This window comes from Comamonas piscis, from assembly GCF_014109725.1.
GTDB classification, from domain to species: Bacteria; Pseudomonadota; Gammaproteobacteria; order Burkholderiales; family Burkholderiaceae_C; genus Comamonas; species Comamonas piscis.
In genome coordinates, this window is sequence record NZ_CP058554.1 from 4924912 (window position 1) to 4950525 (window position 25614).

General features: G+C 60.8%; 18 protein-coding genes, 2 tRNA genes and 2 rRNA genes. 12 read left to right on the forward strand and 10 right to left on the reverse strand.

What is annotated here, in order from left to right:
- Window positions 1–68: 68 nt before the first annotated feature.
- From HS961_RS22235 to HS961_RS22250, 4 genes are all read right to left on the reverse strand, one after another.
- Window positions 69–2946: ribosomal RNA gene (locus HS961_RS22235) — 23S ribosomal RNA — on the reverse strand.
- 385 nt (window positions 2947–3331) lie between these two features.
- Window positions 3332–3407 (reverse strand) — tRNA-Ala (locus HS961_RS22240).
- A gap of 66 nt (window positions 3408–3473) precedes the next feature.
- A tRNA-Ile gene (locus tag HS961_RS22245) sits at window positions 3474–3550 on the reverse strand.
- A 114-nt stretch (window positions 3551–3664) separates the two neighbouring features.
- Window positions 3665–5197 (reverse strand): 16S ribosomal RNA (locus tag HS961_RS22250).
- The 16S and 23S rRNA genes sit together here with 2 tRNA genes alongside, the layout of an rRNA operon.
- 532 nt (window positions 5198–5729) lie before the next feature.
- On the opposite strand from HS961_RS22250, the gene HS961_RS22255 reads away from it, so the two are divergent.
- Window positions 5730–7646 carry an ATP-binding cassette domain-containing protein gene (locus HS961_RS22255; RefSeq protein ID WP_182325595.1) on the forward strand — a complete coding sequence of 639 codons (1917 nt, stop codon included), beginning with the start codon at window positions 5730–5732 and terminating at the stop codon, window positions 7644–7646.
- A 31-nt stretch (window positions 7647–7677) separates the two neighbouring features.
- Here HS961_RS22255 and HS961_RS22260 read toward each other — a convergent pair whose 3' ends face one another.
- On the reverse strand, window positions 7678–9144 hold the full coding sequence (locus tag HS961_RS22260) for a PLP-dependent aminotransferase family protein (protein ID WP_182325596.1): 1467 nt from the start codon (window positions 9142–9144) through the stop codon (window positions 7678–7680).
- A gap of 238 nt (window positions 9145–9382) precedes the next feature.
- On the opposite strand from HS961_RS22260, the gene HS961_RS22265 reads away from it, so the two are divergent.
- The 6 genes from HS961_RS22265 to HS961_RS22290 all read left to right on the forward strand — a co-directional run bounded on the left by HS961_RS22265 (window position 9383) and on the right by HS961_RS22290 (window position 14838).
- On the forward strand, window positions 9383–9979 hold the full coding sequence (locus tag HS961_RS22265; RefSeq protein WP_182328384.1) for a LysE family translocator: 597 nt from the start codon (window positions 9383–9385) through the stop codon (window positions 9977–9979).
- A gap of 260 nt (window positions 9980–10239) precedes the next feature.
- Window positions 10240–11427: a PLP-dependent aminotransferase family protein gene (locus tag HS961_RS22270; RefSeq protein WP_182328385.1), complete on the forward strand. Its 1188-nt coding sequence runs from the start codon at window positions 10240–10242 to the stop codon at window positions 11425–11427.
- Between the two features lie 102 nt (window positions 11428–11529).
- The gene (locus HS961_RS22275; protein ID WP_182325597.1) at window positions 11530–12171 is read left to right on the forward strand and encodes a glutathione S-transferase family protein; all 642 of its coding nucleotides are present in this window, start codon (window positions 11530–11532) and stop codon (window positions 12169–12171) included.
- Between the two features lie 37 nt (window positions 12172–12208).
- Window positions 12209–13147 (forward strand): PhzF family phenazine biosynthesis protein, encoded by a 939-nt coding sequence (locus tag HS961_RS22280; protein WP_182325598.1) that lies wholly within the window; start codon window positions 12209–12211, stop codon window positions 13145–13147.
- Window positions 13144–13836, forward strand: coding sequence for a VOC family protein (locus HS961_RS22285; protein ID WP_238347707.1), 693 nt, complete (start codon window positions 13144–13146; stop codon window positions 13834–13836). The genes HS961_RS22280 and HS961_RS22285 overlap by 4 nt, the downstream gene beginning before the upstream one ends.
- A 33-nt stretch (window positions 13837–13869) precedes the next feature.
- Window positions 13870–14838 (forward strand): threonine dehydratase, encoded by a 969-nt coding sequence (locus tag HS961_RS22290; protein ID WP_182325599.1) that lies wholly within the window; start codon window positions 13870–13872, stop codon window positions 14836–14838.
- Between the two features lie 18 nt (window positions 14839–14856).
- Here HS961_RS22290 and HS961_RS22295 read toward each other — a convergent pair whose 3' ends face one another.
- Both HS961_RS22295 and HS961_RS22300 read right to left on the reverse strand, forming a co-directional pair.
- Complete coding sequence (locus HS961_RS22295) at window positions 14857–15702, reverse strand: creatininase family protein (RefSeq protein ID WP_182325600.1); 846 nt, start codon at window positions 15700–15702, stop codon at window positions 14857–14859.
- Window positions 15703–15771: 69 nt separating this feature from the next.
- On the reverse strand, window positions 15772–17760 hold the full coding sequence (locus HS961_RS22300; protein ID WP_182325601.1) for a sigma-54-dependent Fis family transcriptional regulator: 1989 nt from the start codon (window positions 17758–17760) through the stop codon (window positions 15772–15774).
- Between the two features lie 294 nt (window positions 17761–18054).
- On the opposite strand from HS961_RS22300, the gene HS961_RS22305 reads away from it, so the two are divergent.
- The 3 genes from HS961_RS22305 (at window position 18055) to HS961_RS22315 (ending at window position 20729) form a co-directional block, all read left to right on the forward strand.
- Window positions 18055–19575 (forward strand): aldehyde dehydrogenase family protein, encoded by a 1521-nt coding sequence (locus HS961_RS22305; RefSeq protein WP_182325602.1) that lies wholly within the window; start codon window positions 18055–18057, stop codon window positions 19573–19575.
- Between the two features lie 136 nt (window positions 19576–19711).
- Window positions 19712–20113 (forward strand): DUF779 domain-containing protein, encoded by a 402-nt coding sequence (locus HS961_RS22310; protein WP_182325603.1) that lies wholly within the window; start codon window positions 19712–19714, stop codon window positions 20111–20113.
- A gap of 172 nt (window positions 20114–20285) precedes the next feature.
- Complete coding sequence (locus HS961_RS22315; RefSeq protein WP_182325604.1) at window positions 20286–20729, forward strand: polyhydroxyalkanoate granule-associated phasin; 444 nt, start codon at window positions 20286–20288, stop codon at window positions 20727–20729.
- Between the two features lie 13 nt (window positions 20730–20742).
- Here the strand turns inward: HS961_RS22315 and HS961_RS22320 are convergent, their stop codons facing one another.
- Window positions 20743–22569 (reverse strand): ABCB family ABC transporter ATP-binding protein/permease, encoded by a 1827-nt coding sequence (locus HS961_RS22320; protein WP_182325605.1) that lies wholly within the window; start codon window positions 22567–22569, stop codon window positions 20743–20745.
- 41 nt (window positions 22570–22610) lie between these two features.
- Between HS961_RS22320 and HS961_RS22325 the strand changes: the two genes are divergently transcribed.
- A complete protein-coding gene (locus HS961_RS22325) occupies window positions 22611–23024 on the forward strand; it encodes an acyl-CoA thioesterase (protein WP_182325606.1) in 414 nt (137 codons plus the stop codon).
- A 105-nt stretch (window positions 23025–23129) separates the two neighbouring features.
- On the opposite strand, the gene HS961_RS22330 is transcribed toward HS961_RS22325, so the two are convergent.
- The gene (locus tag HS961_RS22330; protein ID WP_182325607.1) at window positions 23130–23759 is read right to left on the reverse strand and encodes a bactofilin family protein; all 630 of its coding nucleotides are present in this window, start codon (window positions 23757–23759) and stop codon (window positions 23130–23132) included.
- 171 nt (window positions 23760–23930) lie between these two features.
- Window positions 23931–24446 (reverse strand): thioesterase family protein, encoded by a 516-nt coding sequence (locus tag HS961_RS22335; RefSeq protein ID WP_182325608.1) that lies wholly within the window; start codon window positions 24444–24446, stop codon window positions 23931–23933.
- A 99-nt stretch (window positions 24447–24545) separates the two neighbouring features.
- On the opposite strand from HS961_RS22335, the gene HS961_RS22340 reads away from it, so the two are divergent.
- The gene (locus tag HS961_RS22340; RefSeq protein WP_182325609.1) at window positions 24546–25613 is read left to right on the forward strand and encodes a glycosyltransferase family 2 protein; all 1068 of its coding nucleotides are present in this window, start codon (window positions 24546–24548) and stop codon (window positions 25611–25613) included.
- Window position 25614: the final 1 nt, after the last annotated feature.

Consider the following 25614-nt stretch of genomic DNA (forward strand, 5'->3'; position numbering starts at 1 on the left):
TGGGCATAACTGCAGTTGCAGTGTTTCTTTGCATGGGCCCCATCTAAGGCGGGGCCAATCAAAGTTATAGGGTCAAGCCGCACGAGCAATTAGTATTGGTTAGCTTAACGCATTGCTGCGCTTCCACACCCAACCTATCAACGTCCTGGTCTAGAACGACTCTTCAGGGGGGTCAAGCCCCCGGCAGATCTCATCTTGGAACGAGTTTCCCGCTTAGATGCTTTCAGCGGTTATCTCTTCCACACATAGCTACTCGGCAATGCCACTGGCGTGACAACCGATACACCAGAGGTGTGTCCACTCCGGTCCTCTCGTACTAGGAGCAGGCTTCCTCAAATCTGCAGCGCCCACGGAAGATAGGGACCAAACTGTCTCACGACGTTTTAAACCCAGCTCACGTACCTCTTTAAATGGCGAACAGCCATACCCTTGGGACCGACTACAGCCCCAGGATGAGATGAGCCGACATCGAGGTGCCAAACACCGCCGTCGATATGAACTCTTGGGCGGTATCAGCCTGTTATCCCCAGAGTACCTTTTATCCGTTGAGCGATGGCCCTTCCATACAGAACCACCGGATCACTATGTCCTGCTTTCGCATCTGCTCGACTTGTCAGTCTCGCAGTTAAGCACGCTTATGCCATTGCACTATCGTCACGATGTCCGACCGTAACTAGCGTACCTTCGAACTCCTCCGTTACGCTTTGGGAGGAGACCGCCCCAGTCAAACTGCCTACCATGCACTGTCCCCGATCCAGATAATGGACCAAGGTTAGAACCTCAAACACACCAGGGTGGTATTTCAACGTTGGCTCCATGAGAACTAGCATCCTCACTTCAAAGCCTCCCACCTATCCTACACAGATCTGTTCAAAGTCCAATACAAAGCTACAGTAAAGGTTCATGGGGTCTTTCCGTCTTTCCGCGGGGAGATTGCATCATCACAAACATTTCAACTTCGCTGAGTCTCAGGAGGAGACAGTGTGGCCATCGTTACGCCATTCGTGCAGGTCGGAACTTACCCGACAAGGAATTTCGCTACCTTAGGACCGTTATAGTTACGGCCGCCGTTTACTGGGACTTCAATCAAGAGCTTGCACCCCATCATTTAATCTTCCAGCACCGGGCAGGCGTCACACCCTATACGTCCACTTTCGTGTTTGCAGAGTGCTGTGTTTTTATTAAACAGTCGCAGCCACCTATTCTTTGCAACCCCGTTTAGCTCCATTTGTTCAACTTCACTTACTGAGGGCACACCTTCTCCCGAAGTTACGGTGTCAATTTGCCGAGTTCCTTCTCCTGAGTTCTCTCAAGCGCCTTAGAATACTCATCTCGCGCACCAGTGTCGGTTTGCGGTACGGTCGTGTGTAGCTGAAGCTTAGTGGCTTTTCCTGGAAGCTGGGTATCACTCACTTCGTCTGCAAGCAGACCCGTTATCACCCCTCATCTTAGCCCGGCGGATTTGCCTACCAGGCATGACTACAGGCTTGAACCAACATATCCAACAGTTGGCTGAGCTAACCTTCTTCGTCCCCACATCGCACTACACATCGGTACGGGAATATTGACCCGTTTCCCATCAGTTACGCATCTCTGCCTCACCTTAGGGGCCGACTTACTCTACGCCGATGAACGTTGCGTAGAAAACCTTGCGCTTACGGCGAGGGGGCTTTTCACCCCCTTTAACGCTACTCATGTCAGCATTCGCACTTCTGATACCTCCAGCATCCGTCTCCAGACACCTTCACAGGCTTACAGAACGCTCTCCTACCACGCACAGTAAACTGTGCATCCGCAGCTTCGGTAACTGGCTTAGCCCCGTTACATCTTCCGCGCAGGACGACTCGATCAGTGAGCTATTACGCTTTCTTTAAATGATGGCTGCTTCTAAGCCAACATCCTGACTGTTTTAGCCTTCCCACTTCGTTTCCCACTTAGCCCGTTTTAGGGACCTTAGCTGGCGGTCTGGGTTGTTTCCCTCTTGAGTCCGGACGTTAGCACCCGGTGCTCTGTCTCCCAAGCTGTACTCTGCGGTATTCGGAGTTTGCATAGGTTTGGTAAGTCGCCATGACCCCCTAGCCTAAACAGTGCTCTACCCCCGCAGGTAATACTTGAGGCACTACCTAAATAGTTTTCGGAGAGAACCAGCTATTTCCAAGTTTGTTTAGCCTTTCACCCCTATCCACAGCTCATCCCCTAGTTTTGCAACACTAGTGGGTTCGGACCTCCAGTACCTGTTACGGCACCTTCATCCTGGCCATGGATAGATCACTTGGTTTCGGGTCTACACCCAGCGACTTGTCGCCCTATTCGGACTCGATTTCTCTACGCCTTCCCTATTCGGTTAAGCTTGCCACTGAATGTAAGTCGCTGACCCATTATACAAAAGGTACGCAGTCACCCCTGGGGGCTCCTACTTTTTGTAAGCATGCGGTTTCAGGATCTATTTCACTCCCCTCCCGGGGTTCTTTTCGCCTTTCCCTCACGGTACTTGTTCACTATCGGTCGATGATGAGTATTTAGCCTTGGAGGATGGTCCCCCCATATTCAGACAGGGTTTCTCGTGCCCCGCCCTACTTGTCTCTAGCTTAGTACCACCACTGCGTTTTCACATACGGGGCTATCACCCACTATGGCCGGACTTTCCATTCCGTTTTGTTAACACAATGACTATCTCTAGACGGCTCTTCCGAATTCGCTCGCCACTACTATCGGAATCTCAGTTGATGTCTTTTCCTCTGGGTACTTAGATGTTTCAGTTCTCCAGGTTCGCTTCGACAACCTATGTATTCAGTTGCCGATACCTATTGCTAGGTGGGTTCCCCCATTCAGAAATCTCCGGATCAAAGTTTATTTGCCAACTCCCCGAAGCTTATCGCAGGCTATCACGTCTTTCGTCGCCTATCATCGCCAAGGCATCCACCACATGCTCTTAGTCACTTGACCCTATAACTTTGACATCTATCTCTAGATCTCAAGCAAAGAACCCAAGCAACTGCTTTGCGAGGTCTCTCACCTCGCGCGTTATGCCGTAAATTGAATATCTATCTTGCCAACCTATTGCTAAGTCAGCAGGCTTGTAGAATATTCGTCATTACTGAATAAAAATTGCTCACGCAAAGTTTCATTCGTTTTGACGCAATCAAATTGTTGCTGGTGGCACGGTCTGCACTAAACCTTTACGAATGTGCAGTTTCCACCAGCAACGCTGATTTTCGACTCTATGAATTTTTAAAGAACAGCCGTTTGATCCGGGAATCCGGAATCAACAACAAAACAGTCTCTTGCGAAACCGCTTTGGTGTTGAATGATAAGTTATCAGTAAAAGTATTGGTGGAGGATGACGGGATCGAACCGACGACCCCCTGCTTGCAAAGCAGGTGCTCTCCCAGCTGAGCTAATCCCCCTTTGATCATCTATAACCTGCGCATTGCGCGGCTTTAGTCAATCAATATGCCACCTGTTGGAAGTAATGGTGGGTCTAGTTGGGCTCGAACCAACGACCCCTGCGTTATCAACACAGTGCTCTAACCAGCTGAGCTACAGACCCATTCCAACGCCTTGCAGCTACTGCGTCTTGTGCGACTCAGTCTCTACACAGCCTTGGCTTGTGTTCCAACAACCGATAAGTGTGGGCGTTCAATCTTGATTGCTTAGTTTCCAGAAAGGAGGTGATCCAGCCGCACCTTCCGATACGGCTACCTTGTTACGACTTCACCCCAGTCACGAACCCCGCCGTGGTAAGCGCCCTCCTTGCGGTTAGGCTACCTACTTCTGGCGAGACCCGCTCCCATGGTGTGACGGGCGGTGTGTACAAGACCCGGGAACGTATTCACCGTGACATTCTGATCCACGATTACTAGCGATTCCGACTTCACGCAGTCGAGTTGCAGACTGCGATCCGGACTACGACTGGCTTTATGGGATTAGCTCCCCCTCGCGGGTTGGCAACCCTTTGTACCAGCCATTGTATGACGTGTGTAGCCCCACCTATAAGGGCCATGAGGACTTGACGTCATCCCCACCTTCCTCCGGTTTGTCACCGGCAGTCCCATTAGAGTGCCCAACTAAATGTAGCAACTAATGGCAAGGGTTGCGCTCGTTGCGGGACTTAACCCAACATCTCACGACACGAGCTGACGACAGCCATGCAGCACCTGTGTTACGGTTCTCTTTCGAGCACATGTCCATCTCTGGTCACTTCCGTACATGTCAAAGGTGGGTAAGGTTTTTCGCGTTGCATCGAATTAAACCACATCATCCACCGCTTGTGCGGGTCCCCGTCAATTCCTTTGAGTTTCAACCTTGCGGCCGTACTCCCCAGGCGGTCAACTTCACGCGTTAGCTTCGTTACTGAGAAAGTTAATTCCCAACAACCAGTTGACATCGTTTAGGGCGTGGACTACCAGGGTATCTAATCCTGTTTGCTCCCCACGCTTTCGTGCATGAGCGTCAGTACAGGTCCAGGGGATTGCCTTCGCCATCGGTGTTCCTCCGCATATCTACGCATTTCACTGCTACACGCGGAATTCCATCCCCCTCTACCGTACTCTAGCTATGCAGTCACAAAGGCAGTTCCCAGGTTGAGCCCGGGGATTTCACCTCTGTCTTACATAACCGCCTGCGCACGCTTTACGCCCAGTAATTCCGATTAACGCTTGCACCCTACGTATTACCGCGGCTGCTGGCACGTAGTTAGCCGGTGCTTATTCTTACGGTACCGTCATGGACCCTCTTTATTAGAAAGAGTCTTTTCGTTCCGTACAAAAGTAGTTTACAACCCGAGGGCCTTCATCCTACACGCGGCATTGCTGGATCAGGCTTTCGCCCATTGTCCAAAATTCCCCACTGCTGCCTCCCGTAGGAGTCTGGACCGTGTCTCAGTTCCAGTGTGGCTGGTCGTCCTCTCAGACCAGCTACAGATCGTCGGCTTGGTAAGCTTTTATCCCACCAACTACCTAATCTGCCATCAGCCGCTCTAGTAGCACAAGGTCTTGCGATCCCCTGCTTTCATCCTTAGATCTCATGCGGTATTAGCTACTCTTTCGAGTAGTTATCCCCCACTACTAGGCACGTTCCGATGTATTACTCACCCGTTCGCCACTCGTCAGCATCCGAAGACCTGTTACCGTTCGACTTGCATGTGTAAAGCATGCCGCCAGCGTTCAATCTGAGCCAGGATCAAACTCTATAGTTCGATCTTGAATTTAAAGTCTCTCGACTACTCACTCACTTGACGGAATAAAAAAGATCCTAAGATCTTACTCATTACTGTTTTTGTGAGCGCTTGTTTTGCTCCGAAGAACATATGGCAATCGCCACCAAACGCCCACGCTTATCGGCTGTTAATTTTTAAAGACCTAACCTGCAAGCCTTAGCTTCCAGATCCACCCCGCTGCAATCAGCGAAGCCTTGTATTGTAGCACAGCTTTTTGAACTGTTTGACAAAGTTTTCAGCGTTTCCGCTTCACCCCTTGCCAGCACCCCAAAAAAACAAACCTTGCGAACCGCCCTCTTTCGAGTCTGGCAGCTTTGCAAGGCATCGTGCTGTCGATAGACGCTATTGTATAGGCGTTTTCCCGAGGCGTCACGCAGTTGGCGAAAATTTCTGATTGAACAGCATCTCCATGACCTACATGTGACGATGCGAAGCTGGGGCAAGGAGGTGAAGGGATCCGATCCCCCTGCAACCGGGCTCCCCTTGGCGCGCACAGGATAATGGCGCCAACATGGCATTGATTACCTTATTGAACGCGCAGCTGGCCTTTGGCCACGTTGCCTTACTGGACCACGCAGACTTCGCCCTGGAGTCCCAGGAGCGGGTTGGCCTGATTGGCCGCAATGGCGCAGGCAAGTCCTCGCTGTTGAAGATTCTGGCAGGCATGGAGAAGGCCGATGACGGCAACCTCCAACTGCAGAACGGCATACGCATCGCCTATGTTGCCCAGGAACCCAACCTGAACCTGGAGCACACGGTGTTTGAAGCCGCCTCCCATGGGATGGCTGCGGTCTCCGCTGTGCGTGATCGCTATTTTGCGGCCGAGGATGGCGAAGACCTGGATGCGCTGCAATCCCAGATTGAGGCCTTTGATGCCTGGAACTGGGAGCAGCGCGTAGAAGAAACCTTGCAGCGCCTGCATTTGGATCCGCAGGCACTTGTCGGCAATCTGTCCGGCGGTGTGAAGAAGCGTGTGGCCCTGGCCCAGGCGCTGGTGCTGCGTCCCGATGTGCTGTTTCTTGATGAGCCCACCAACCACCTGGACCTGGACTCTATTGCCTGGCTGGAAGAGCTGCTCAAGGAATTCAAGGGCAGCATCATCACGATTACCCATGATCGCTCCTTTCTGGACGCGGTGGCAACCCGCATTGTGGAGCTGGACCGTGGCCAGCTGCGCAGCTACCCTGGCAACTTTGCCCAGTACGTGGTGCAAAAGCAGGAGCAGCTGGCACAAGAGTCGGTGATCAATGCCAAGGCGGATAAATTGTTGGCCCAGGAAGAGATTTGGATCCGTAAAGGTGTGGAAGCACGCCGCACCCGCAGCCAAAGCCGGATCGAACGGCTCAAGGTGATGCGGGGTGAGCATGCCGCACGGCGCACGGCCCAGGGCAGTGTCAAGATGGATATCGCATCCGGTACCGGCAATGGCTACCAGGGCAAGATCGTTGCCGAGCTGACTGACGTCAGCAAGAGTTTTGGCGATCGGACCATTGTGCGCAACTTCAGCACCACGGTGCTGCGCGGCGACAAGATCGGCCTGCTGGGCCCCAATGGCGCCGGCAAGACCACCTTGCTGAAGATGATTCTGGGCGAGCTGGCGGCCGATAGCGGCGATATCCGCCAAGGCGCCAATCTGCAGGTGGCCTATTTTGACCAGATGCGCGATGCGATCAATCTGGATGCGACCCTGGAAGACTTCATCAGCCCGGGCAGCGAATGGATCGAGATTGGCAACCAGCGCAAGCATGTCAAAAGCTACCTGAGCGATTTCCTGTTCTCACCGGCGCGTGCGCATTCCCCTGTGCGCTCCTTGTCGGGGGGCGAGCGCAACCGCTTGCTGCTGGCCCGTCTGTTCGCCCGCCCCGCCAATGTGCTGGTGCTGGACGAGCCGACCAATGACCTGGACATCGACACCTTGGACTTGCTGGAAGACTTGCTGCAGCAGTATGACGGCACCGTGTTCCTCGTCAGCCATGACCGGACCTTCATGGACAACGTGGTCACCAGCATCATCGCCGCCGAAGGCGATGGCCATTGGCGCGAATACGAAGGCTCGGTGCAGGACTGGCTGATCCAGTCGCGCCGTTCGCGCGAGATCGCCGAGCAGCGCGATGCCGCCCAGGCCAACAAACTCGCCAAAGACACCAAGGCCGCCGCAGCTGCACCCGCGCCAGCGCCAGCAGTGGCCGCAGCGCCTGCTGCCCAAGCCAAGCGCAAGCTCAGCTACAAAGACCAGCGCGATCTGGATTTGCTGCCCGCACGCATTGCGGAGTTGGAGACGGAGCAAAAGAGCATCCAGGCCAAGCTGGCCGACGGCAACCTCTTCACCAAGGACTATGGCCAGGCGATGCAGTTGCAGCAGCGCGATACGGTGATTGAAGGCGAACTGCTGGAAGCGCTGATGCGTTGGGAAGAACTGTCCAGCTGATGCTGCACCACCGCGTTGCGCCCGCCCGGGTTCAGCGCGGCATAGGTTCGGCTTGTGGAAACTCCGCGCGCACCCGCTGGTAGACGCGCCAGAAGCTGGCATCTTGCGTGCAGGCGTAGTTAATGCGCATGAGGGTAGAGGGCTTGCGGCTGGCATGGAACAGGCTACCGGGAGCGATCAGGTAGTTCTCATCCAGCATGCGCTGGGCCAGCACCTCGGTGTCCATGCCGGTCTCCACCCAGCCGAACATGCCGGCGGGCTCGGTGACAAACTGGCAGCCCGCCTCCAGTGCCAGCGGCACGCTGTGCTTGCGCGCCTGCACCAGGTGGCTGCGCATGCGCTCAATATGGCGCCGCAGCTGGCCGTTTTCCATGCACAGCGCCATCGCGCGCTCCATCATCGCCGGACTGGTCAAGGTGGACAGCAGCTTGGTGTCCAGCATGCGGTCCACTAAGTCGGGCGGCGCCACCATATAGCCCACGCGCCAGTTGGGCGCCAGAATCTTGGCAAAACCACTCACATAGATGCTGCGCTTGAGGCCATCGAGCACGCTGAGCCGGGTCGCATGCTCGGGCGCGATATGGCTGTAGGTGTCGTCCTCGACGATATAAAAGTTATAGGCCTGCGCCAGCTGCAACACCTGGTGGGCCGCTGCCGGGTGCAGGCTGTAGCTGGTGGGGTTGTGCAATACGCTGACGCTGACATAGAGCTTGGGCGCATGGGTTTCGCAGTAATGGCGCATGACGGCCAGATCGGGTCCATCGGGCCCGCGCGGCACCGGCAGCACCTGCATGCCCAGCGCCGCCAGCCGGGCAAACTCTACCGACCAACCAGGTTCTTCCACCATCACCGCATCGCCAGCCTTCAGCAGGGTGCGGCTGACAATATCCAAGGCCTGGGTCGCCCCCATGGTGGTCATCACCTGCTCGTAACCCACCGGCAAGCCCAGGCCCTTGAGCCGCTCGGCCAGCAGTTGGCGCAGCAGCTCATCGCCCATGGGCACGCCGTAGCTCCAATGCATGGCATGCAGCGCATCCGATCCCACTACCTTGCGCAAGGCAGATTGCAAAAACTGGTTCTGCAGCCATTCAGGTGGAAACATGCCCGCCCCCGGCTGCGGATGCGTGGCCTTGTGCATCATGCCGCGGATCAGCGAGGTGGCATTGATGCGGGCCGATGCAGCCGGCAAGGACAGCGATACCGCATCCTTCAAGGTTTTGCCTTGGGCTTCAGGCGCTGCCGGCGTGATGGGCACCGCCGCCTTGGCCACATAGTCGCGCACATAAAAACCGCGCTGCCGGCGGGCCTCCACCAAACCCTGGGCCTGCAGCAAATCATAGGCCGCCACCACCGTGTAGGGGCTCACGCTTTGCTGGGCGGCGCAGGCGCGCACTGAAGGCAGGCGTGCGCCCGCTGGCAAGAGGCGCGACCGGATGCGCTCGGCAAAGCGGGCGGCCAATTGCTCGGTGAGGGAATGGGTGGTGTCGCGGGTCAGCATGGCAGAAAGAAGGGGAGATGTACCGGCTTTGGCACCAATACAGTTCCTGGTATTGATTTTCTGTCTGTACTGTAACTGTATTGCTATGACCGCTACATTATTTTGAGCCAGCCTGCCGCAAAAGCCCAGACTGTCCCCGCTGCAACCGGACCGCCACTTCGGCCCGCCAGAATGCAGCGTCGGCAGTGCATGATCAGGCTCCCCAAGGGCAGTAGATACGAACACCATGACAACGACAATGACCGCCGTAGAGTTCAGTGCATTTCTGGTTCTGGCCACCGCCATGAGCTTCACCCCCGGGCCCAACACCACCATGGCCGCAGCCATGGGTGCCAACTGGGGGCTCAAACCCGCCATGCGTTTTGTATGGGGCGTACCGATTGGCTGGGGCGCCCTGCTGCTGCTCTGCGCCAGCGGCGTCGGTGCGCTGGTGATGGCCGTGCCCGCGCTCAAAGGCGCCATCAAGGCCGTCGGCATTGTTTACCTGGTCTGGCTGGCCTACAAGCTCAGCCGCAGCGGCCAACTGGCCGAGACCAAGAACGGCCATCTGCTCGGTTTTTGGCAGGCTGTGGGCTTGCAGTTTGTCAACGTCAAGGCCTGGTTGTTGGCGCTGGCCATTGTCGCGGGCTGGATTGTCGGCTTTCAGGATGCCTTAGCGCGCCTGGCCATCGTGCTGCCGGTGATGCTGTTCTTCGCTTTTGCCAGCAACTTTCTCTATGCCTCGGTCGGCGCGCTGCTGCGCAGCTGGCTGGCCCAGGGCCAGCGCTTGCTCTGGTTCAACCGGGCCATGGCGCTGATTCTGGTGCTGACGGCAATATGGATGATCAAGGCCTGAGCCAGCAGGTAACAAAGTCTGTGCCGCTGCCCACAAGCCCTCTACCCATCAGACAATCAAAGCCCCACCGGCAGGCCCAAGAACCCGCCTGCCCCTGCCAAGAAACATACAGGCCAAAAGCCTGCCGGCAGTAGCCGCCCGCCCTGTGCCATCCCAGGCGCCCGGCCACTGCCACCCTGACAACCCACGGTGGCCCTGCACGGCATCCACCCCGGCCCCGGCACTGTTGCCCCGGCTGCCATCAAAGAGATGAGGAAATGATGACGAACTGGACCTTGGCCAAACGCGCCGCCAGCATGAACCCCTCGGTGATCCGCGAGATCCTGAAAGTGACCGAGAAGCCCGGCATCATCAGCCTGGCTGGCGGCCTGCCGTCGCCCAAGACTTTTCCGATCAGCGCCTTCAAGGAAGCGGCGGACAAAGTACTGCTGCAAGACGGTGCTGCCGCCCTGCAATACGCCGCCAGCGAAGGCTATGCACCGCTGCGCGAATTCGTCGCCCAGCAACTGCCCTGGGATGTGAGCCCTGACCAGGTGTTGATCACCACCGGCTCCCAGCAAGGCCTGGACCTGATGGGCAAGATTTTGCTCGATGAAGGCAGCCGCTTGCTGGTGGAGACCCCCACCTACCTGGGCGCGTTGCAGGCCTTCTCGCCCCAGCAGCCCGACGTGGTGGGGGTGGACAGCGATGACCAGGGCGTGGTCCCAGACGACCTGGCGCGCAAGGCCGGCGAAGGCGCGCGCAAGGCACGCATGGTGTACCTGCTGCCCAACTTCCAAAACCCCACCGGGCGCAGCATGGACGAAGCCCGCCGCCAGGCCGTGGTGGACCAGCTCGCCACGCTCGGCATTCCGTTTCTGGAAGACAACCCCTATGGCGACCTGTGGTTTGACGAGGCACCGCCCGCTCCGCTGACGGCCCGCAATCCGGAGGGCGGCGTCTACCTGGGCTCGTTTTCTAAGGTGCTGGCACCCGGCCTGCGCCTGGGCTATGTGGTCGCACCCAAGGCCATCTACGCCAAACTGCTGCAGGCCAAGCAGGCGGCCGATCTGCACACCCCCACCTTCAACCAGCGCATGGTGGCCGAGGTGGTGCAAAACGGTTTTCTCGACCAGCATGTGCCCACCATCCGCGCGCTCTACAAAAAGCAGCGTGATGCGATGCTCGCTGCACTGACCGAGCATTTTGCAGGCCTGGATGTGCAGTGGACCACGCCCACCGGCGGCATGTTCCTGTGGCTGCGCATGCCCGAAGGCGTGGACACCGTTGCCATGCTGCCAGCCGCCGTCGAGCGCAATGTGGCCTATGTGCCAGGCAGCGCGTTCTATGCCAGCCAGCCGGACCACCGCACGATGCGCCTCTCGTTCGTGACTGCATCTGAAGCGCAGATCCACATCGGCATCAAGGCGCTGGCCGATACCGTGCGCTCCACCTTGGCCGCCCGGTAACCCTAGAAGCCAAAAAGCCAGGCGGCGCTATAAGTCGCCTGGCCACCGACCACCCTGGCCCCCGCCTTGCGCGGGGCCGCAAGCCAACACCAAGGATGAGACATGCTGAAAATCTGGGGCCGTATCAGCTCGATCAATGTGCGCAAGGCCGTCTGGGCGGCGCAAGAAGTGGGCGTGCCGTTTGAGCGCATCGATGCCGGCGGCACGTATGGCGGCACCCGCAGCGCCGAGTATCTGGCGCTGAACCCCAACGCGCTGGTGCCGGCGATGGCCGATGGCGAAGGCGCCATGGCGCTGCAGCTGTTTGAATCGAACGTGATTGTGCGCTACCTCTGCGCCCGCTACGCCCCCGGCGTGCTCTACCCCGCCGGCCTGGCCCAGCGCTTTGATGCCGAGCGCTGGATGGACTGGCAGCAAACGGCGATGAACCCTGCCGGGCGCGATGCCTTTATCCAGCAGATCCGCACCCCCGCAGAGCAGCGCGACCCGGCCAAGATTGCGGCATCCGTGGCCGCCATGCAGCCTTTGCTGCAGATGCTGGACCAGCAGCTTGCGCAGGGCCCTTACCTGCAAGGTGCGCAGTTCGGCATGGCCGACATTCCGCTGGGCTGCGAGCTGCACCGCTGGTGGGGCCTGCCCGACCAAGATGGCTCCCGCAGCCGCTACCCGCATGTGGCGCGCTGGTTTGCAGCGCTGCAGGCACGGCCCGCCGCCCAAGGCGTGCTGGACCTGGCCCTGAGCTGAACCCGCCCTCTTTTTCTGATTGATCCCAGGAGTTCCTATGCGCACACGGCGCTTCATGCAAGTCGACGTATTTTCTGAAGAGACCTATTGCGGCAATCCGCTGGCCGTGGTGCTGGATGGGGAAGGTCTAGACGATGCCGCGATGCAGCGCTTCGCCCGCTGGACCAACCTGTCCGAAACCACCTTTTTGCTGCCGCCTACACCCGAGGGCCATGCCCAGGGCGCGGACTACCGGGTGCGCATCTTCACCCCCGGCGGCGAACTGCCCTTTGCCGGCCACCCCACCCTGGGCAGTTGCCATGCCTGGTTGGCTGCAGGCGGCCAGCCCCAGCAGGCCGGCCGCATCGTGCAAGAGTGCGCCAAGGGCCTGGTGCCCTTGCAGCAAGAGGCGCAGACTGGCCGCCTCGCCTTTGCCGCACCGGCGCTGATCCGCAGCGATATTGCCGATGCAGAGCTGGCCCCTGTGCTCCAGGCCGCTGGCCTGCAGCCCAGCCAGGTGCTGGCTCGGCAAAAGCTCAACAACGGCCCCGTGTTTTGGGCCTTGTTGCTGGATGACCCTGACACCGTTCTGGCGCTGCAGCCCGACCTCAGCGCCCTGCATGGCCTGGGCATGGAGCTGGCGATTGCCGCCTTGCACCCGCAGGCCGGTAAGACCTTGATTGGCCGCGCCAGCCGCGAGGCCCGCGCCTTTGACGGCGCAGCAGCGCCAGCTGCACGCCCGCCCGAAGCGGATATCGAAGTGCGTGTCTGGTTCAGCACCGGTGCCAGCCTCAGCGAAGACCCCATCACCGGCAGCCTCAATGCCAGCCTGGCGCAGTGGCTGCTGGCCGATGGCCATCTGCAGGCGCCCTATGTTGCCAGCCAGGGCATCAACCTGGATCGCAGCGGCATCGTCAACATCGCGCAAGATGCCACCGGCCAGGTCTGGGTGGGTGGCCATGTCTCCGCCGGCATCCAGGGCGAGGTGCTGCTGTGAGCGGCGCCGGACTGGACCACCTGGTCGTCATGGCCGCCAGCCTGGAAGAAGGTGTGGCCTGGTGCGAAGCGACTTTGGGCCTGACGCCTGATACGGGCGGCCAGCATGCTTTTATGGGCACCCACAACCGCCTGCTGCGCACCAGCAGCCCGGCCTTTGCCAGCAGCTATCTGGAGATCATCGCCATCGACCCGCAAGGCCAGGCGCCCAGCAACCATCGCCGCTGGTTTGACATGGATGACCCGGCTCTGCAGGCCCAGGTGCGCAGCCAGGGCCCGCAGCTGACCCACTGGGTTGCACGCGCCAACGGCATCGCCCAGGCCACTGATGCGTTGCGGACGCTAGGCCATGCCGCTGGCACGCCCCAGGCCGCCAGCCGGCAAACACCCCGCGGGCTGCTGGCCTGGCAGATTGGGCTGCGCCCCGATGGCCAGCGCCTGCTCCAAGGCCTGCTGCCGACCTTGATCGAATGGGGGGACCAGCACCCAGCAGCCAACCTAGCCGACAAAGGCGTCACCCTGCAGCAGCTGCAGTTGCTGCACCCCGATGCCGATGCTCTGCAAACGGCGCTGCAAGCGCTGGGCCTGGATGGCAACCCGGCCTTGCAAGTAGCGCAGGCCAGCGCGCCTGCGCTGGTGGCGCATTTGCACACGCCCAGGGGGCCGGTGCAGCTGCGCAGCGCCCTTTGATCGACTCTTCAACGCTCCTCCTCTTTCTCAGCTATGCAAACCCCCTCCCTCCCCAGCCTCGCCGAGATCGAGGACGCCTCCCGCATCGTCTACCGTGATTTCCAGGCCACGCCGCAGTACCGCTGGCAGCTGCTGGGCGAGCGCCTGGGGGCGGAATGCTGGCTCAAGCACGAGAACCACACGCCGGTGGGGGCCTTCAAGATCCGTGGCGGTCTGTCTTACTTCGCGCAGATGGCAGCGCGCGGCACCCTGCCCGCCCAGGTGATCAGCGCCACGCGAGGAAACCACGGCCAGAGCATTGCCTGGGCCGCGCGCAGCCATGGCGTGCGCTGCACCATCGTCGTGCCCCATGGCAACTCGGTCGAAAAGAACATGGCGATGCGCTCGCTGGGCGCCGAGCTGATAGAGCACGGCGACGACTTCCAGGCCGCCCGCGAGCATGCGATCGCGCTGGCTGAGCAGACTGGTGCCCATATGGTGCCCAGCTACCACCCGGATCTGGTCAGCGGCGTCAGCACCTATTGGTGGGAATTTTTGCGCGCAGTGCCGCATTTGCAGACCGTCTATGTGCCGATTGGCCTGGGCTCGGGCGCCTGCTCGGCCATCGCAGCCAAGCTGGCCTTGCAGCACCCGGTGCGCATTGTGGGAGTGATCAGCACCGGCGCCACCACCTACCGCGACTCCATCGCCGCCGGTGAAGTGGTCGAAGCCGCCGTCAGCACCGATATTGCCGATGGCATGGCCGTGCGCCGCGCCGACCCACTGGCCCTCCCCGTGCTGCGCCAGCACTTGGACCGCCTGGTAGCGATCAGCGATGACGAGGTACGCACAGCGATGCGCTGTTTGTTCACCGACACCCACAATGTCGCCGAAGGTGCAGGTGCGGCTGCATTGGCAGCTGCGTTGCAAGAGCGCGAACTGATCGCCGGCCAGACCATTGGCCTGGCGTTGACGGGTGGCAATGTGGATGCGGCTGTGTTCAGCCAGGTGCTGGCCGGCTGATTCTCTGCCTGCAAGGCATCAGCGGGGTGTCACCGTCCACGCCAGCTGGTGAATCTCCTGCAGCAGCAAGGCCAGTTGCTGGGCCGCCGCTTCAACCACCGCCCGGCCTTTGTCTGCCGTGGCGCCAGCGGCATTGCCAACGGCGCCGCAAGGGTTGTAATCCTCCATCGCCCAGCCCATCTTGGCGCTCTTGCCATTGCCGACAATCGCAAAGCGCTGCGCCCGGTCCTGCGATGTGGAATGGAAACAGCCCGCCTGCGCCATGTCCACCTGCGCGGGCGCGAGATGCAGCATCATGGAGGTTTCCACCTCGCCGCCATGGATGCCAAAGCGGTGCTCCTCGGCGCTGAACAGGCCCGTCACCTCGGCCGGCAACGGCAGTCCCCCCCAGCTGCTGCTGTAGACCAGCATGCCATGGGCCATGCGCAGCTCGCGCGCAACGATATCCATCACCGCCACCTGCCCGCCATGGGTGTTGAACATCAGCAGCTTTCGGATGCCCGCACGCGCCACCGCCTGGCCCAGCGCCGTCCAGAGATCGATGATGAGCTTGGGCGGTAGGCTCAGGGTGCCGGGAAAGTTCAGGTGCTCGGTGCTGAGGCCAATGTTCTGCGCCGGCAGCACCAGCACCGGTACCTCAGCCGGCAACAGCGGCATGGCCGCCGCCACAATGCCTTCCAACAGAGTGGCATCCACCGATACCGGCAAATGCGGGCCATGCTGCTCCACCGCCCCCACCGGCAGCACTGCGACCGTGCTGGCCGCCAGGCCGCTGGTCTGCGCCTGGGCAAATTCGCGGGTGCTGATCTCTGCCCAGAATCGGGAAGACCAGGGGGCGACAGCAGGGTTTTCAGAGGCGGGCATGGGTATTCCAACAAACAGGCGGCACACCATGTGCCGGCGCAGCAGCTATCTTAGGTCATGCAGGCCAGCCTAAGAAACCTTGAGCCGGCGGTACAAGGTCTGCCGGCTGATGCCCAGCAGCTTGGCCGCCTGCGACACATTGCCTCGGCACTGCTGCAGCATCTGCGCGATGGCGGTGTGGGAGAGGGTTTTCAAATCGGTCGCCGGCAGGCTGGGTGGCTGCGCTTGCGCTGCCAAAGCGGCGACCGCCATCGGTGCGCCTTCGCGGTAGCGCAGCAGCTCCTGCGCCAGGTCGTCGGAGAGCTGGGACCAGCCAATGGTGTCTTCACCAGGCAGCAGCAGCGCCGATGCGGTCTGCAGCGCATTCGCATATTCGCGCAGATTGCCGGGCCAGGGGTAGTGCGCCATCGCAAAGGCCAGATCGGGGTGCAACCGCACCGATTGCCCGGGATTGAACTGGTCCAGCAAGCGGCGGGTGATCACCTCGCGGTCGCTGCGATCGCGTAGCGCAGGCAACTGCAAGGCCAGGCCATTGATGCGGTAGAACAGATCGGCCCGAAAGCGGCCCTGCGCCACGGCCTCGCGCAGCTGGTGGTGGGTGGCACAGACCAGCGCAAAGTCTAGCTGCTGGGCCTTGCCGCCCCCCAGCGGGGTGATGCTGCGCTCTTGCAGCACGCGCAGCAAGCGGGTTTGCAGCGCCAGCGGCATATCGCCGATCTCGTCGAGGAACAAGGTGCCGCCCTGGGCCTCGCGCAAGCGGCCTAGCTGGCCATCGCGCCGGGCGCCGGTAAAGGCTCCTGATTCATAGCCAAACAGCTCGGCCTCGATCAAATGCTCTGGAATCGCCGCGCAGTTGATGGCGACAAAAGGCCCGGCATGGCGTGCGCTGCTGTCGTGCAGCGCGCGCGCAAACAACTCCTTGCCGACGCCCGATTCGCCCTGCACCAGCAAGGCAATGCCCTTGCCCAGGGTGCGTCGGCCGCGCTCTGCGGCTGCGCGCCAGGCCAGGTCGCCGGTATCCAGCTGGGCCAGCGCATCGGGCGCCAGTTGTGGGGGCACGGCGGGCAGTTGCGCACGTCCCGCGCGATCGCTGGGCAACGCCGCTTGCGTAGCAGTTGCCGATGTGGCTTGCGCCCCCGAAGGCAGCACCAGGCGTGCAAACACGCTGCGGCCGGTGTGCAAGGCCGCCAGATGCAGGCGCTCGGTCTGGGTGTGGCCCCGGGCCAGCCAGTCGCGCAGCGGCATGGCGCTGATGTCGTCCCAGTGCAGATGGCCCCAGTCAGCGGCGGCGATCTTGAGGCTTTGCATGGCCGCGCGGTTGCCGCCCAGCAGCAAGCCATCCGGCGCCAGCGCCAAAATGCCTTCGGCAGCGGTGCCCACCCCTTCGGCCTGGGTGTGGAAATGCATGCGCCAGTCGCGCTGGTGGCGTGCCAGCAGCCAGCGGTTTTCGATCATGCGGGCAGCGGTGGTGGCCAGGCCCAAGGTATGGGCCTGGGCCAGGCGCTGGTCGCCCGAGATATCGAGCACACCCAGCAACTGGCCCTGGGCGCTGAAGATGGGCGAGGCCGCGCAGTTCAAAAAGCTGTTGGCCTCCAGAAAATGCTCGGCGCCTTCGACGCGCAGCGGTGTGGCCTCTACCAGCGCCGTACCGATCGCATTGGTGCCGCGCGCCTCTTCGGTCCAGATCGCGCCACTGCGCAGCGCCACCCGCTCGGCCTTGTTCAGAAACGGTGCATCGCCCAAGGTGTGCAGCAAGGTGCTTTGGGCATTGGCCAGGATCACCATGCTATGGCTGTCCTGGATCTGCTCGAACACATAGTCCATCACCGGCCGGGCAATGGCCAGCAGGTCTTCGCTGCGGGTGAGCACCTGGCGCATTTCGGTGCCCGTCAGCGGATCGCCGCCAGAGACACGGCCCACCGGCTGCACCCCTGCGCGCAGGCTGCGCTGCCAGGAGCTGGCAATGCGCGCCTGCACCGCCCCCGGCGGGCATTCACCATGTGCCAGCAAATGCACCCGTGCCTGGCGCAGCACCTGAGAGGTGATCTGGGGATCCATGTTGTCTCCTTGCAAGCCTGTCTGCGCAGGCCCATGGGAACAGTATAGGAAGGCGGCCGCGCGGGGTGGCCGCGAATAGCCATGACGCTGTCCGACTGTTCCAGATTGGAACACTTGCACTGTCCAGCGCTGTTCCAACGTGCCCGGCAGTACACTACCGATCCCAATCAAATCAAACACTTGGCGCACTACACAGCATGGCACGCATCTTGATATATCTGGTGTGACTCGTGCCCTACCGGCTTGCCAGCGGCGCGAATCAGTTTGAGCCATCCCTATTCAAGGAGACAAACCATGCAATACGTATTTCCCGGCCAATCGGGCGCCAAGATCAGCTACAAAAAGCAGTACAACAACTTCATCGGCGGCCAGTGGAAGGCGCCGGTCAAGGGCCAGTACTTTGATGTGATCTCGCCGATCAACGGCCAGGTCTACACCCAGGCCGCCCGCTCGACCGCAGAGGACGTGGAGCTGGCACTGGATGCCGCCCATGCAGCGGCCGATGTCTGGGGCAAGGCCTCCGCCACCGAACGCTCCAACGTGCTGCTGAAAATCGCCGACCGCATCGATGCCAATACCGAGCTGCTGGCCTACGCCGAGACCGTGGACAACGGCAAGGCCATCCGCGAAACGCTCAATGCCGACATTCCGCTGTCGGCCGACCACTTCCGCTACTTTGCCGGCGCGCTGCGGGCGCAAGAAGGCGGCCTCAGCGAGATCGACAACACGACGGTGGCCTACCACTACCATGAGCCGCTGGGTGTGGTCGGCCAGATCATTCCCTGGAACTTCCCCATCCTGATGGCCGCCTGGAAGCTGGCACCGGCCATTGCCGCCGGCAACTGCGTGGTGCTCAAGCCTGCAGAATCCACCCCCATCAGCCTGCTGATCCTCATCGAGCTGATCGAGGACCTGCTGCCCCCGGGCGTGCTCAACGTGGTCAATGGCTTTGGCCGCGAGGCCGGCATGCCGCTGGCCAACAGCAAGCGCATCGCCAAGATTGCGTTTACCGGCTCGACCAGCACGGGCCGCGTCATTGCCCAGGCTGCCGCCAACAACCTGATTCCCGCCACCCTGGAGCTGGGTGGTAAGTCGCCCAATGTGTTCTTCGCCGATGTGATGGACCACGACGACGCCTTCCTCGACAAGGCGATCGAAGGCCTGGTGCTGTTCGCCTTCAACCAGGGCGAGGTCTGCACCTGCCCGAGCCGGGCACTGATCCATGAATCCATCTACGACCGCTTCATGGAAAAGGTGCTCAAGCGCATTGCCGCCATCAAGCACGGCAACCCGCTGGACACCGACAGCATGATGGGCGCACAGGCCAGCAAGGAACAGCTGATCAAGATCAGCAGCTACCTGGACCTGGGTCGCCAGGAGGGCGCCGAGGTGCTGATTGGCGGCGCCGAAGCCAAGCTCGGTGGTGATCTGGCAGGCGGCTACTATGTGCAGCCCACGGTGTTCAAGGGCCACAACAAGATGCGCATCTTCCAGGAAGAGATATTTGGCCCGGTGCTTGCTGTCACCACCTTCAAGACCGAGGAAGAAGCACTGGAGCTGGCCAACGACACCTTGTACGGCCTGGGCGCCGGGGTGTGGACGCGCAACGGCAACCTGGCCTACCGCATGGGCCGCGCCATCAAGGCCGGCCGCGTGTGGACCAACTGCTACCACCACTACCCCGCCCATGCCGCCTTTGGTGGCTACAAAGAATCGGGCATTGGCCGTGAGAACCACAAGATGATGCTGAACCACTACCAGCAAACCAAGAACCTGCTGGTGTCCTACTCCGAAAACAAGCTGGGCTTCTTCTAATAGAACGGTGTGCAAGGCGGTGTGCCCGGCCCCCACTGCAGCCGCAGGAGGGGCTGGGGCCACGCACGCCGCCTGTGCAACTCCCTATCCCGGCAGGAGCCGCCAAGGCCCGCCTGCCATCACCGGAGACAGCATGATGGTTGTGGAAAAAGTGGTGGCCACGCCGGCCGCGCAAGCGCTGATTGCCTTGCTCAAAGACAAACATGGCCCCGGTCTGATGTTTCACCAATCTGGCGGCTGCTGCGACAACAGCGCCGCCAACTGCTACCTGATAGGTGAGCTGACCATTGGCCAGGGCGATGTCTACCTGGGCGACATTGGCGGCTGCGCGTTTTACATGAGCACCTCCCAGTACACCTACTGGAAGCACACCCAGCTCATCATCGATGTGATCGACACCCACGGTGGCGGCACTTTCTCGCTCGAAGGCCCCGAGGGCAAGGCCTTTCATACCCGCTCCCGCGTGTTCAGCGACGAGGAACTGGCGGCGCTGCAGCAACAGGATGCAGCGGCCAATGCAAACAATGCGCAGTCCTAGGCCAGCGCAAGCGCCGCACCTACTGCACAACATTGGTGCATTTATAGATATTTATCTTAATATTCAATCACTTAACCAATAACCATGGGAGCAGCTTGGTGAAATTGCTGCAATGCAGCATTCGTCAAAGCTTTCTACAATTTCCTCAGTTTCAACCCACCGGGGAATGCCCATGACTGCAAGACACACGACCCAAGCCAAGGTCCAGAATCTGGCCACCAAAAGCTTGGAGCTCAGCTTGGCTGCTCCCCAAGTGGTTGCACAACGGGTAGGCCGCATGATGCTGGCGGGCAGCCAACCATCGGCCCGCGACCAGCAGGAGTTCTACCGCATGGGCAACGAAAAGGTGACGGCCTTCTACGAGTCCTGGATCGGCATGTGGACCCAGGCCTGCACGTCCTACTGGCAAACCGCTGCCAGCCTGTGCACAACCCCCAACCTGTTGGCCCCCACCACCAGCAACCCGCTTGCGGCATTCGGCGTCGGCAAGGCCACCTCGCGCATGGTCAGCCAGCAGGTACAAGCAGTCACCGATGTACTCAATGCCGGCATCTCGCCCGTGCATGCCAAGGCGGTGCGCAATGCCAAGCGGCTGTCGCGCATCAGCAAGCGCTAAACAAGCACGGGCGTCAATCCTGCGCCTGATTGCGCTGTAGTGCCCACATGTTGGCATAGCGAGCGCCCAGCGCCAGCAACTGCGCATGCGTGCCGCGCTCCACAATGCGGCCGGCATCCATCACCAAAATCTCATGCGCGTCCACCACGGTAGACAGGCGGTGGGCGATCACTAACGTGGTTTTGCCCTGGGCCGCCTTTTGCAGCTCCAGCTGGATGGCGCGTTCGTTGGCGGAATCCAGCGCGGAGGTGGCCTCATCAAAGATCAGGATTGGCGGATTCTTCAGCAGGGTGCGGGCAATGGCCACGCGCTGCTTTTCACCGCCTGACAGTTTGAGGCCGCGCTCGCCCACGCGGGTGGCATAGCCTTCGGGAGAGGCAGCAATCATTGTGTGGATGCGCGCGGCCTGTGCGGCCTGTTCCACCTCCTCTTGCGTGGCACCGGGCCGGCCATAGGCGATGTTGTAGGCGACGGTGTCGTTGAACAGCACGGTGTCCTGGGGCACGATGCCGATAGCGCGGCGCAGGCTGTCCTGCGTCAGATCGCGGATGTCCTGGCCCGCAATGCGGATGGCGCCAGCCTGCACATCGTAAAAACGGAAGATCAGCCGTGCCAAGGTAGATTTGCCTGCGCCAGAGGGGCCCACGACGGCAACCTTCTTGCCAGCGGGCACAACAAAGCTCAGACCCTGCAGAATGGGGCGGCCGGGGTGGTAGGCAAAGTGCACATCGTCAAAACGCAGCTCAGGCTCGGCCTGCAGCGCCAGTGGCTGGGCGCCGGGTGCATCGGCCACCTCGCGCTGCTGGTCCATCAGTACAAACATGCGGTCCAGGTCGGTCAGGCTTTGCTTGATCTCGCGGTACAAGGTGCCCAGAAAATTGAGCGGAATGTAGAGCTGGATCATGAAGGCATTGATCATCACCAGATCGCCCAGGCTCAGTCGCCCGTCAACAACCCCCTGGGTGGCGCGCCAGAGCATGGCGACCAAGGCCACTGCAATGATCAGCTGTTGCCCGCTGTTGAGCAGGCTCAGGCTGCTTTGGCTTTTGAGGCGCGACAGGCGCAGTTTTTCCAGATCCCCGTCATAGCGCTGGGCCTCAAAGCCTTCGTTGTTAAAGTATTTGACGGTCTCGTAGTTCAAGAGCGAATCAATCGCCTTGCTGTGCGCCGCGGAGTCGATCAGGTTGGCCTCACGCCGGAAATGCGTGCGCCACTGGGTGACCACCACGGTGAAGCTCATATAAACCGTGAGCGCCACGATGGTGATGATGGCAAACCAGATGTCGAACTGCACGGCCAGAATGCCCAGCACCAGCGCCAGCTCGATCAAGGTGGGCACGACGCTGTAGAGCGAGTACGAGATGAGGGACTCCACGCCTTTGACGCCGCGCTCGATATCGCGGGTCATGCCGCCCGTCTGGCGCTCCAGGTGGGAGCGCAGGCTCATCGCATGCAGATGCTCAAAGGTCTGCAGCGCAATCGCGCGCGCGGCGCCCTGCGTGGCCTTGGAGAACACCAGCTCACGCAGCTCCCCAAACACCGAGGTCAAGAGGCGCAGGCCGCCATAGGCCAGCAGCAGGCCCATCGGTACCACCAGCAAGGCCTGCGGGTTGCCGGGGCGGATGTCGAGCGCATCGACCACATGTTTGAGCAGCACCGGCACCCCGACATTGGCCACCTTGGCGCCCACCATCAGCAGCAGTGCGGCCAGCACCCGCCATTTGTAGGTCCAGAGGTAGGGCAGCAGCCGCTTCAAGGTACGGCCGTCGCCAGCGGTCAGGGGTTTTCCATCGTTGGAGCTAGGGCTTGTGGCGGCAGGCGCCTCGGCAAAACGTCGCATGGGAGACAATTGTGGGTTTGTTATAGACCCCGATTGTGCCCATGAATACCCCCCGTACCGCATCCGACGAACTGCCCCAGGACAAAGAGCTGGTTTTGCGTGTTGTGCCCATGCCTGCCGACTGCAATGCCAATGGCGATATTTTTGGCGGCTGGGTCATGTCGCAGGTGGATTTGGGCGGCTCGGTGCTGCCGCTACGCCATTCGCGGGGCCGCACCGTCACTGTGGCGGTCAATGAATTCATTTTCAAGCAGCCGGTGCGCGTGGGCGATATCTTGTCGTTCTACGCCAAGCTGGTCAAGGTGGGCACCACCTCGATGACGGTCGAGGTCGAGGTATATGCCGAACGCCTGTCCAAGCAGGGCCAGTTCTTCAAGGTAACGCAGGCCACCTTGACCTATGTCGCCATCGACGAGGAAGGCCATCCCCGCACGGTACCGCCGCTGCCGGTCTGATCGGCCAACGGTAAGCGCTGAAGCCCAGAAACACCAAAGCCGCTGCAACGCAAGATCTGCGCTGCAGCGGCTTTTTCACAAGCGGGAGGCCGGGGCCTCAGCGGCTCAAGCCAGGCTCTCGGCGGGCTTTTCCGTCTTGCTAGCAGCCGGGGTGCTGGTACTCGCAGCCACGGGCTTGCGGGTGCTGTTGGAGCATTCGATCTCACCGGTCAGCTGGCCGCCTTCTTCGATGATGACCTTGCCGTAGCGGATCTTGCCGTGGACGCGGCCGGTGCCAAAAATTACCAGCTTGTCGCGCACCGTCAGGTTGCCTTCGAACTCGCCATGAATCTCGGCGATGTCGATTTCTGCGGAACCCCGAAAGGCGCCATCAGCAGTGATCTGGATCACACGGGAGTCCATCGTGGCCTCGACCGTGCCTTCCACCACCAGGGTGTCGCAATCGGTGATCTCGACGCCCTTGAGCTTGATATTCGGGCCAACCGTCAGTTTGCTGCCGGTGCCGGCGGTGGTATCAGGGGTCACGGTGCTGGTATAGGAAGAGGTAGGGGAAGGGTTGCTGGGCTCATCGGCCTTGTGGCCGCTCAGGTTGCCGCCGAGCACGGAGCTGGCGGAACCTGCAGCGGTGCTGGGCAGGGTGCTGCCCGATGTACTGGAGGCATTGCCTCCCATGAACTTGGAGGCGGAAGCGTCATTGTCACGGCGCCCGCCGAAAAAAGGGTTTTGTACAGCCATCGGTTCTCCTTGTGAAAAGCTTCTACATGCTATTCAATTTATAGCTAGGGTGTTCACAAAATTTGACACTAGTCGTAACAGCAGGCAACTATGGCGGCCTTTCCTATCAATACTTTCATAGGTCGGACAAATCTCACATTTCCCAACATCCGATCTGGCCCCCAGCCCGCATCAGGACACGATGTAGGCGGCTGTGGCGGTGGCCAGCACCTGGCCGCTGCTGTCGCAAAAATCCGAGCGCGTGGTGGCCACCCGCGAGCCTAGCCGCAGCACTCGGGCCTGCAATCCAAAAGGTCCTTGGGTGCCGGGACGCAGATAGTCCACCCGCAAATCAATGGTGCCCAGCTTGGCAAAACGCATCAGGCGCTGCATCACCGGCTCCCCCGCATGCTTGGCGCCGGAGGCCGCCATCACCGCGATACCGCCCAGCGCGTCCAGGCTGGCACTGATGACGCCGCCATGCACCCGCTGCAATCCAAAATGGCCGATCAGCTCGTCGCGCATCTCCAAGCTCGCCCAGACCGCATCGTCCTGCACCGCCTGGAGCTTGAGACCCAGCAGTTTGTTGAAGACGATGCGTTCTTCAAAGATATCGCGCAGGCCTTCGACATAGGCGTTATCCAGACCTTGCATAGAGACATAGGCTGGTGCTTCAAGCTGCGGCGTGGGCAAGGTGGCGGTGCTCATCCACAAGAGTATGCAGTCAAGCGCCCTGCACGGCAATCGCAGATTCTGCTGGGATGCCGCCACGCCATGCGCTAGACTGCGCGCAAATGCAGCCCATCTATGCCTGAAAACCTGCCCCCCGCTCCGCCCACCGCCCGCACCGCGCCTCGGCCGCCCTTGCGCCTGAGCTGTGTGGTGCCCGCCTATAACGAAGCCAGCAACCTGGAAGCCTTTTTGCCCGCGCTGTATGAGACGGTGCGCGCGCTCTCAGTGGACTGCGAGATTGTGCTGGTCAACGACGGCAGCAAGGACGCGACCGACGAAGTAGCCGAGCGCTTGGGCCAGCAGCTGCCGCTGCACTACATCCAGCTGGCGCGTAATTTTGGCAAGGAAGCGGCGATGACGGCAGGGCTGGACTATGCACGCGGCAATGCCGTGCTGTTGATCGATGCCGACTTCCAGCATCCGCTGCCTTTGATTGCCGAGATGGTGCAGCTGTGGCAGAGCGGCTATGACATGGTCTACGGCGTGATCGCCGACCGCGCTGGCGAGGCCAAGGCCAAGCGCTGGGGCACCTGGCTGTTCTATTACTTGATGAACCGCGACAACGCCGTGCATATCCCGGAGAATGCCGGCGATTTCCGGCTGATGGACCGCAAGGTGGTGGATGCGCTGCGCCAGCTGCCCGAGCGCAACCGCTTTATGAAGGGCCTGTACGCCTGGGTCGGCTTCAAGAGCGTGGCCCTGCCCTTTGTGCCCGACAGCCGGCGCAGCGGCCAGTCCAGCTTCAACTTCACCCGGCTGTTTGGCCTGGCGTTCCAGGGGCTGACCTCGTTCACCACCTTGCCGCTGCGCATCTGGAGCCTGGTGGGCTTTTGCATTTCGGTGATGGCCATCATCTACGGCATCTACATCACCATCGAGACCATCGTGCTGGACAACCCCATCGACGGATGGCCGACCTTGGCGGCCGGCCTGATGCTGTTTTCCGGCGTGCAGCTGATGTCCATCGGCATGCTGGGCGAGTACATCGGCCGCATTTACGACGAGGTCAAGCGCCGGCCTTTGTATATCGTCGCGCAGAACGACGACCACAGCACGGTGAGCAGCGAGCTGGCGACACCCGCACTGGTCCCCGCATCTGCCACCGCGCCCGCCCCTGTGGCCCCCATGCCGCCGGAGTCCTGAA

Excerpts from the sequence above, each read along its gene's own strand:
- HS961_RS22335 (WP_182325608.1), bottom strand. The coding sequence starts at position 24,446 with ATGAGCACCGCCACCTTGCCCACGCCGCAGCTTGAAGCACCAGCCTAT.
- HS961_RS22320 (WP_182325605.1), bottom strand. The coding sequence starts at position 22,569 with ATGCGACGTTTTGCCGAGGCGCCTGCCGCCACAAGCCCTAGCTCCAAC.
- HS961_RS22275 (WP_182325597.1), top strand. The coding sequence starts at position 11,530 with ATGCTGAAAATCTGGGGCCGTATCAGCTCGATCAATGTGCGCAAGGCC.
- HS961_RS22300 (WP_182325601.1), bottom strand. The coding sequence starts at position 17,760 with ATGGATCCCCAGATCACCTCTCAGGTGCTGCGCCAGGCACGGGTGCAT.
- HS961_RS22325 (WP_182325606.1), top strand. The coding sequence starts at position 22,611 with ATGAATACCCCCCGTACCGCATCCGACGAACTGCCCCAGGACAAAGAG.
- HS961_RS22290 (WP_182325599.1), top strand. The coding sequence starts at position 13,870 with ATGCAAACCCCCTCCCTCCCCAGCCTCGCCGAGATCGAGGACGCCTCC.
- HS961_RS22265 (WP_182328384.1), top strand. The coding sequence starts at position 9,383 with ATGACCGCCGTAGAGTTCAGTGCATTTCTGGTTCTGGCCACCGCCATG.
- HS961_RS22330 (WP_182325607.1), bottom strand. The coding sequence starts at position 23,759 with ATGGCTGTACAAAACCCTTTTTTCGGCGGGCGCCGTGACAATGACGCT.
- HS961_RS22260 (WP_182325596.1), bottom strand. The coding sequence starts at position 9,144 with ATGCTGACCCGCGACACCACCCATTCCCTCACCGAGCAATTGGCCGCC.
- HS961_RS22340 (WP_182325609.1), top strand. The coding sequence starts at position 24,546 with ATGCCTGAAAACCTGCCCCCCGCTCCGCCCACCGCCCGCACCGCGCCT.
- HS961_RS22255 (WP_182325595.1), top strand. The coding sequence starts at position 5,730 with ATGGCATTGATTACCTTATTGAACGCGCAGCTGGCCTTTGGCCACGTT.
- HS961_RS22280 (WP_182325598.1), top strand. The coding sequence starts at position 12,209 with ATGCGCACACGGCGCTTCATGCAAGTCGACGTATTTTCTGAAGAGACC.
- HS961_RS22310 (WP_182325603.1), top strand. The coding sequence starts at position 19,712 with ATGGTTGTGGAAAAAGTGGTGGCCACGCCGGCCGCGCAAGCGCTGATT.
- HS961_RS22295 (WP_182325600.1), bottom strand. The coding sequence starts at position 15,702 with ATGCCCGCCTCTGAAAACCCTGCTGTCGCCCCCTGGTCTTCCCGATTC.
- HS961_RS22270 (WP_182328385.1), top strand. The coding sequence starts at position 10,240 with ATGACGAACTGGACCTTGGCCAAACGCGCCGCCAGCATGAACCCCTCG.
- HS961_RS22305 (WP_182325602.1), top strand. The coding sequence starts at position 18,055 with ATGCAATACGTATTTCCCGGCCAATCGGGCGCCAAGATCAGCTACAAA.
- HS961_RS22315 (WP_182325604.1), top strand. The coding sequence starts at position 20,286 with ATGACTGCAAGACACACGACCCAAGCCAAGGTCCAGAATCTGGCCACC.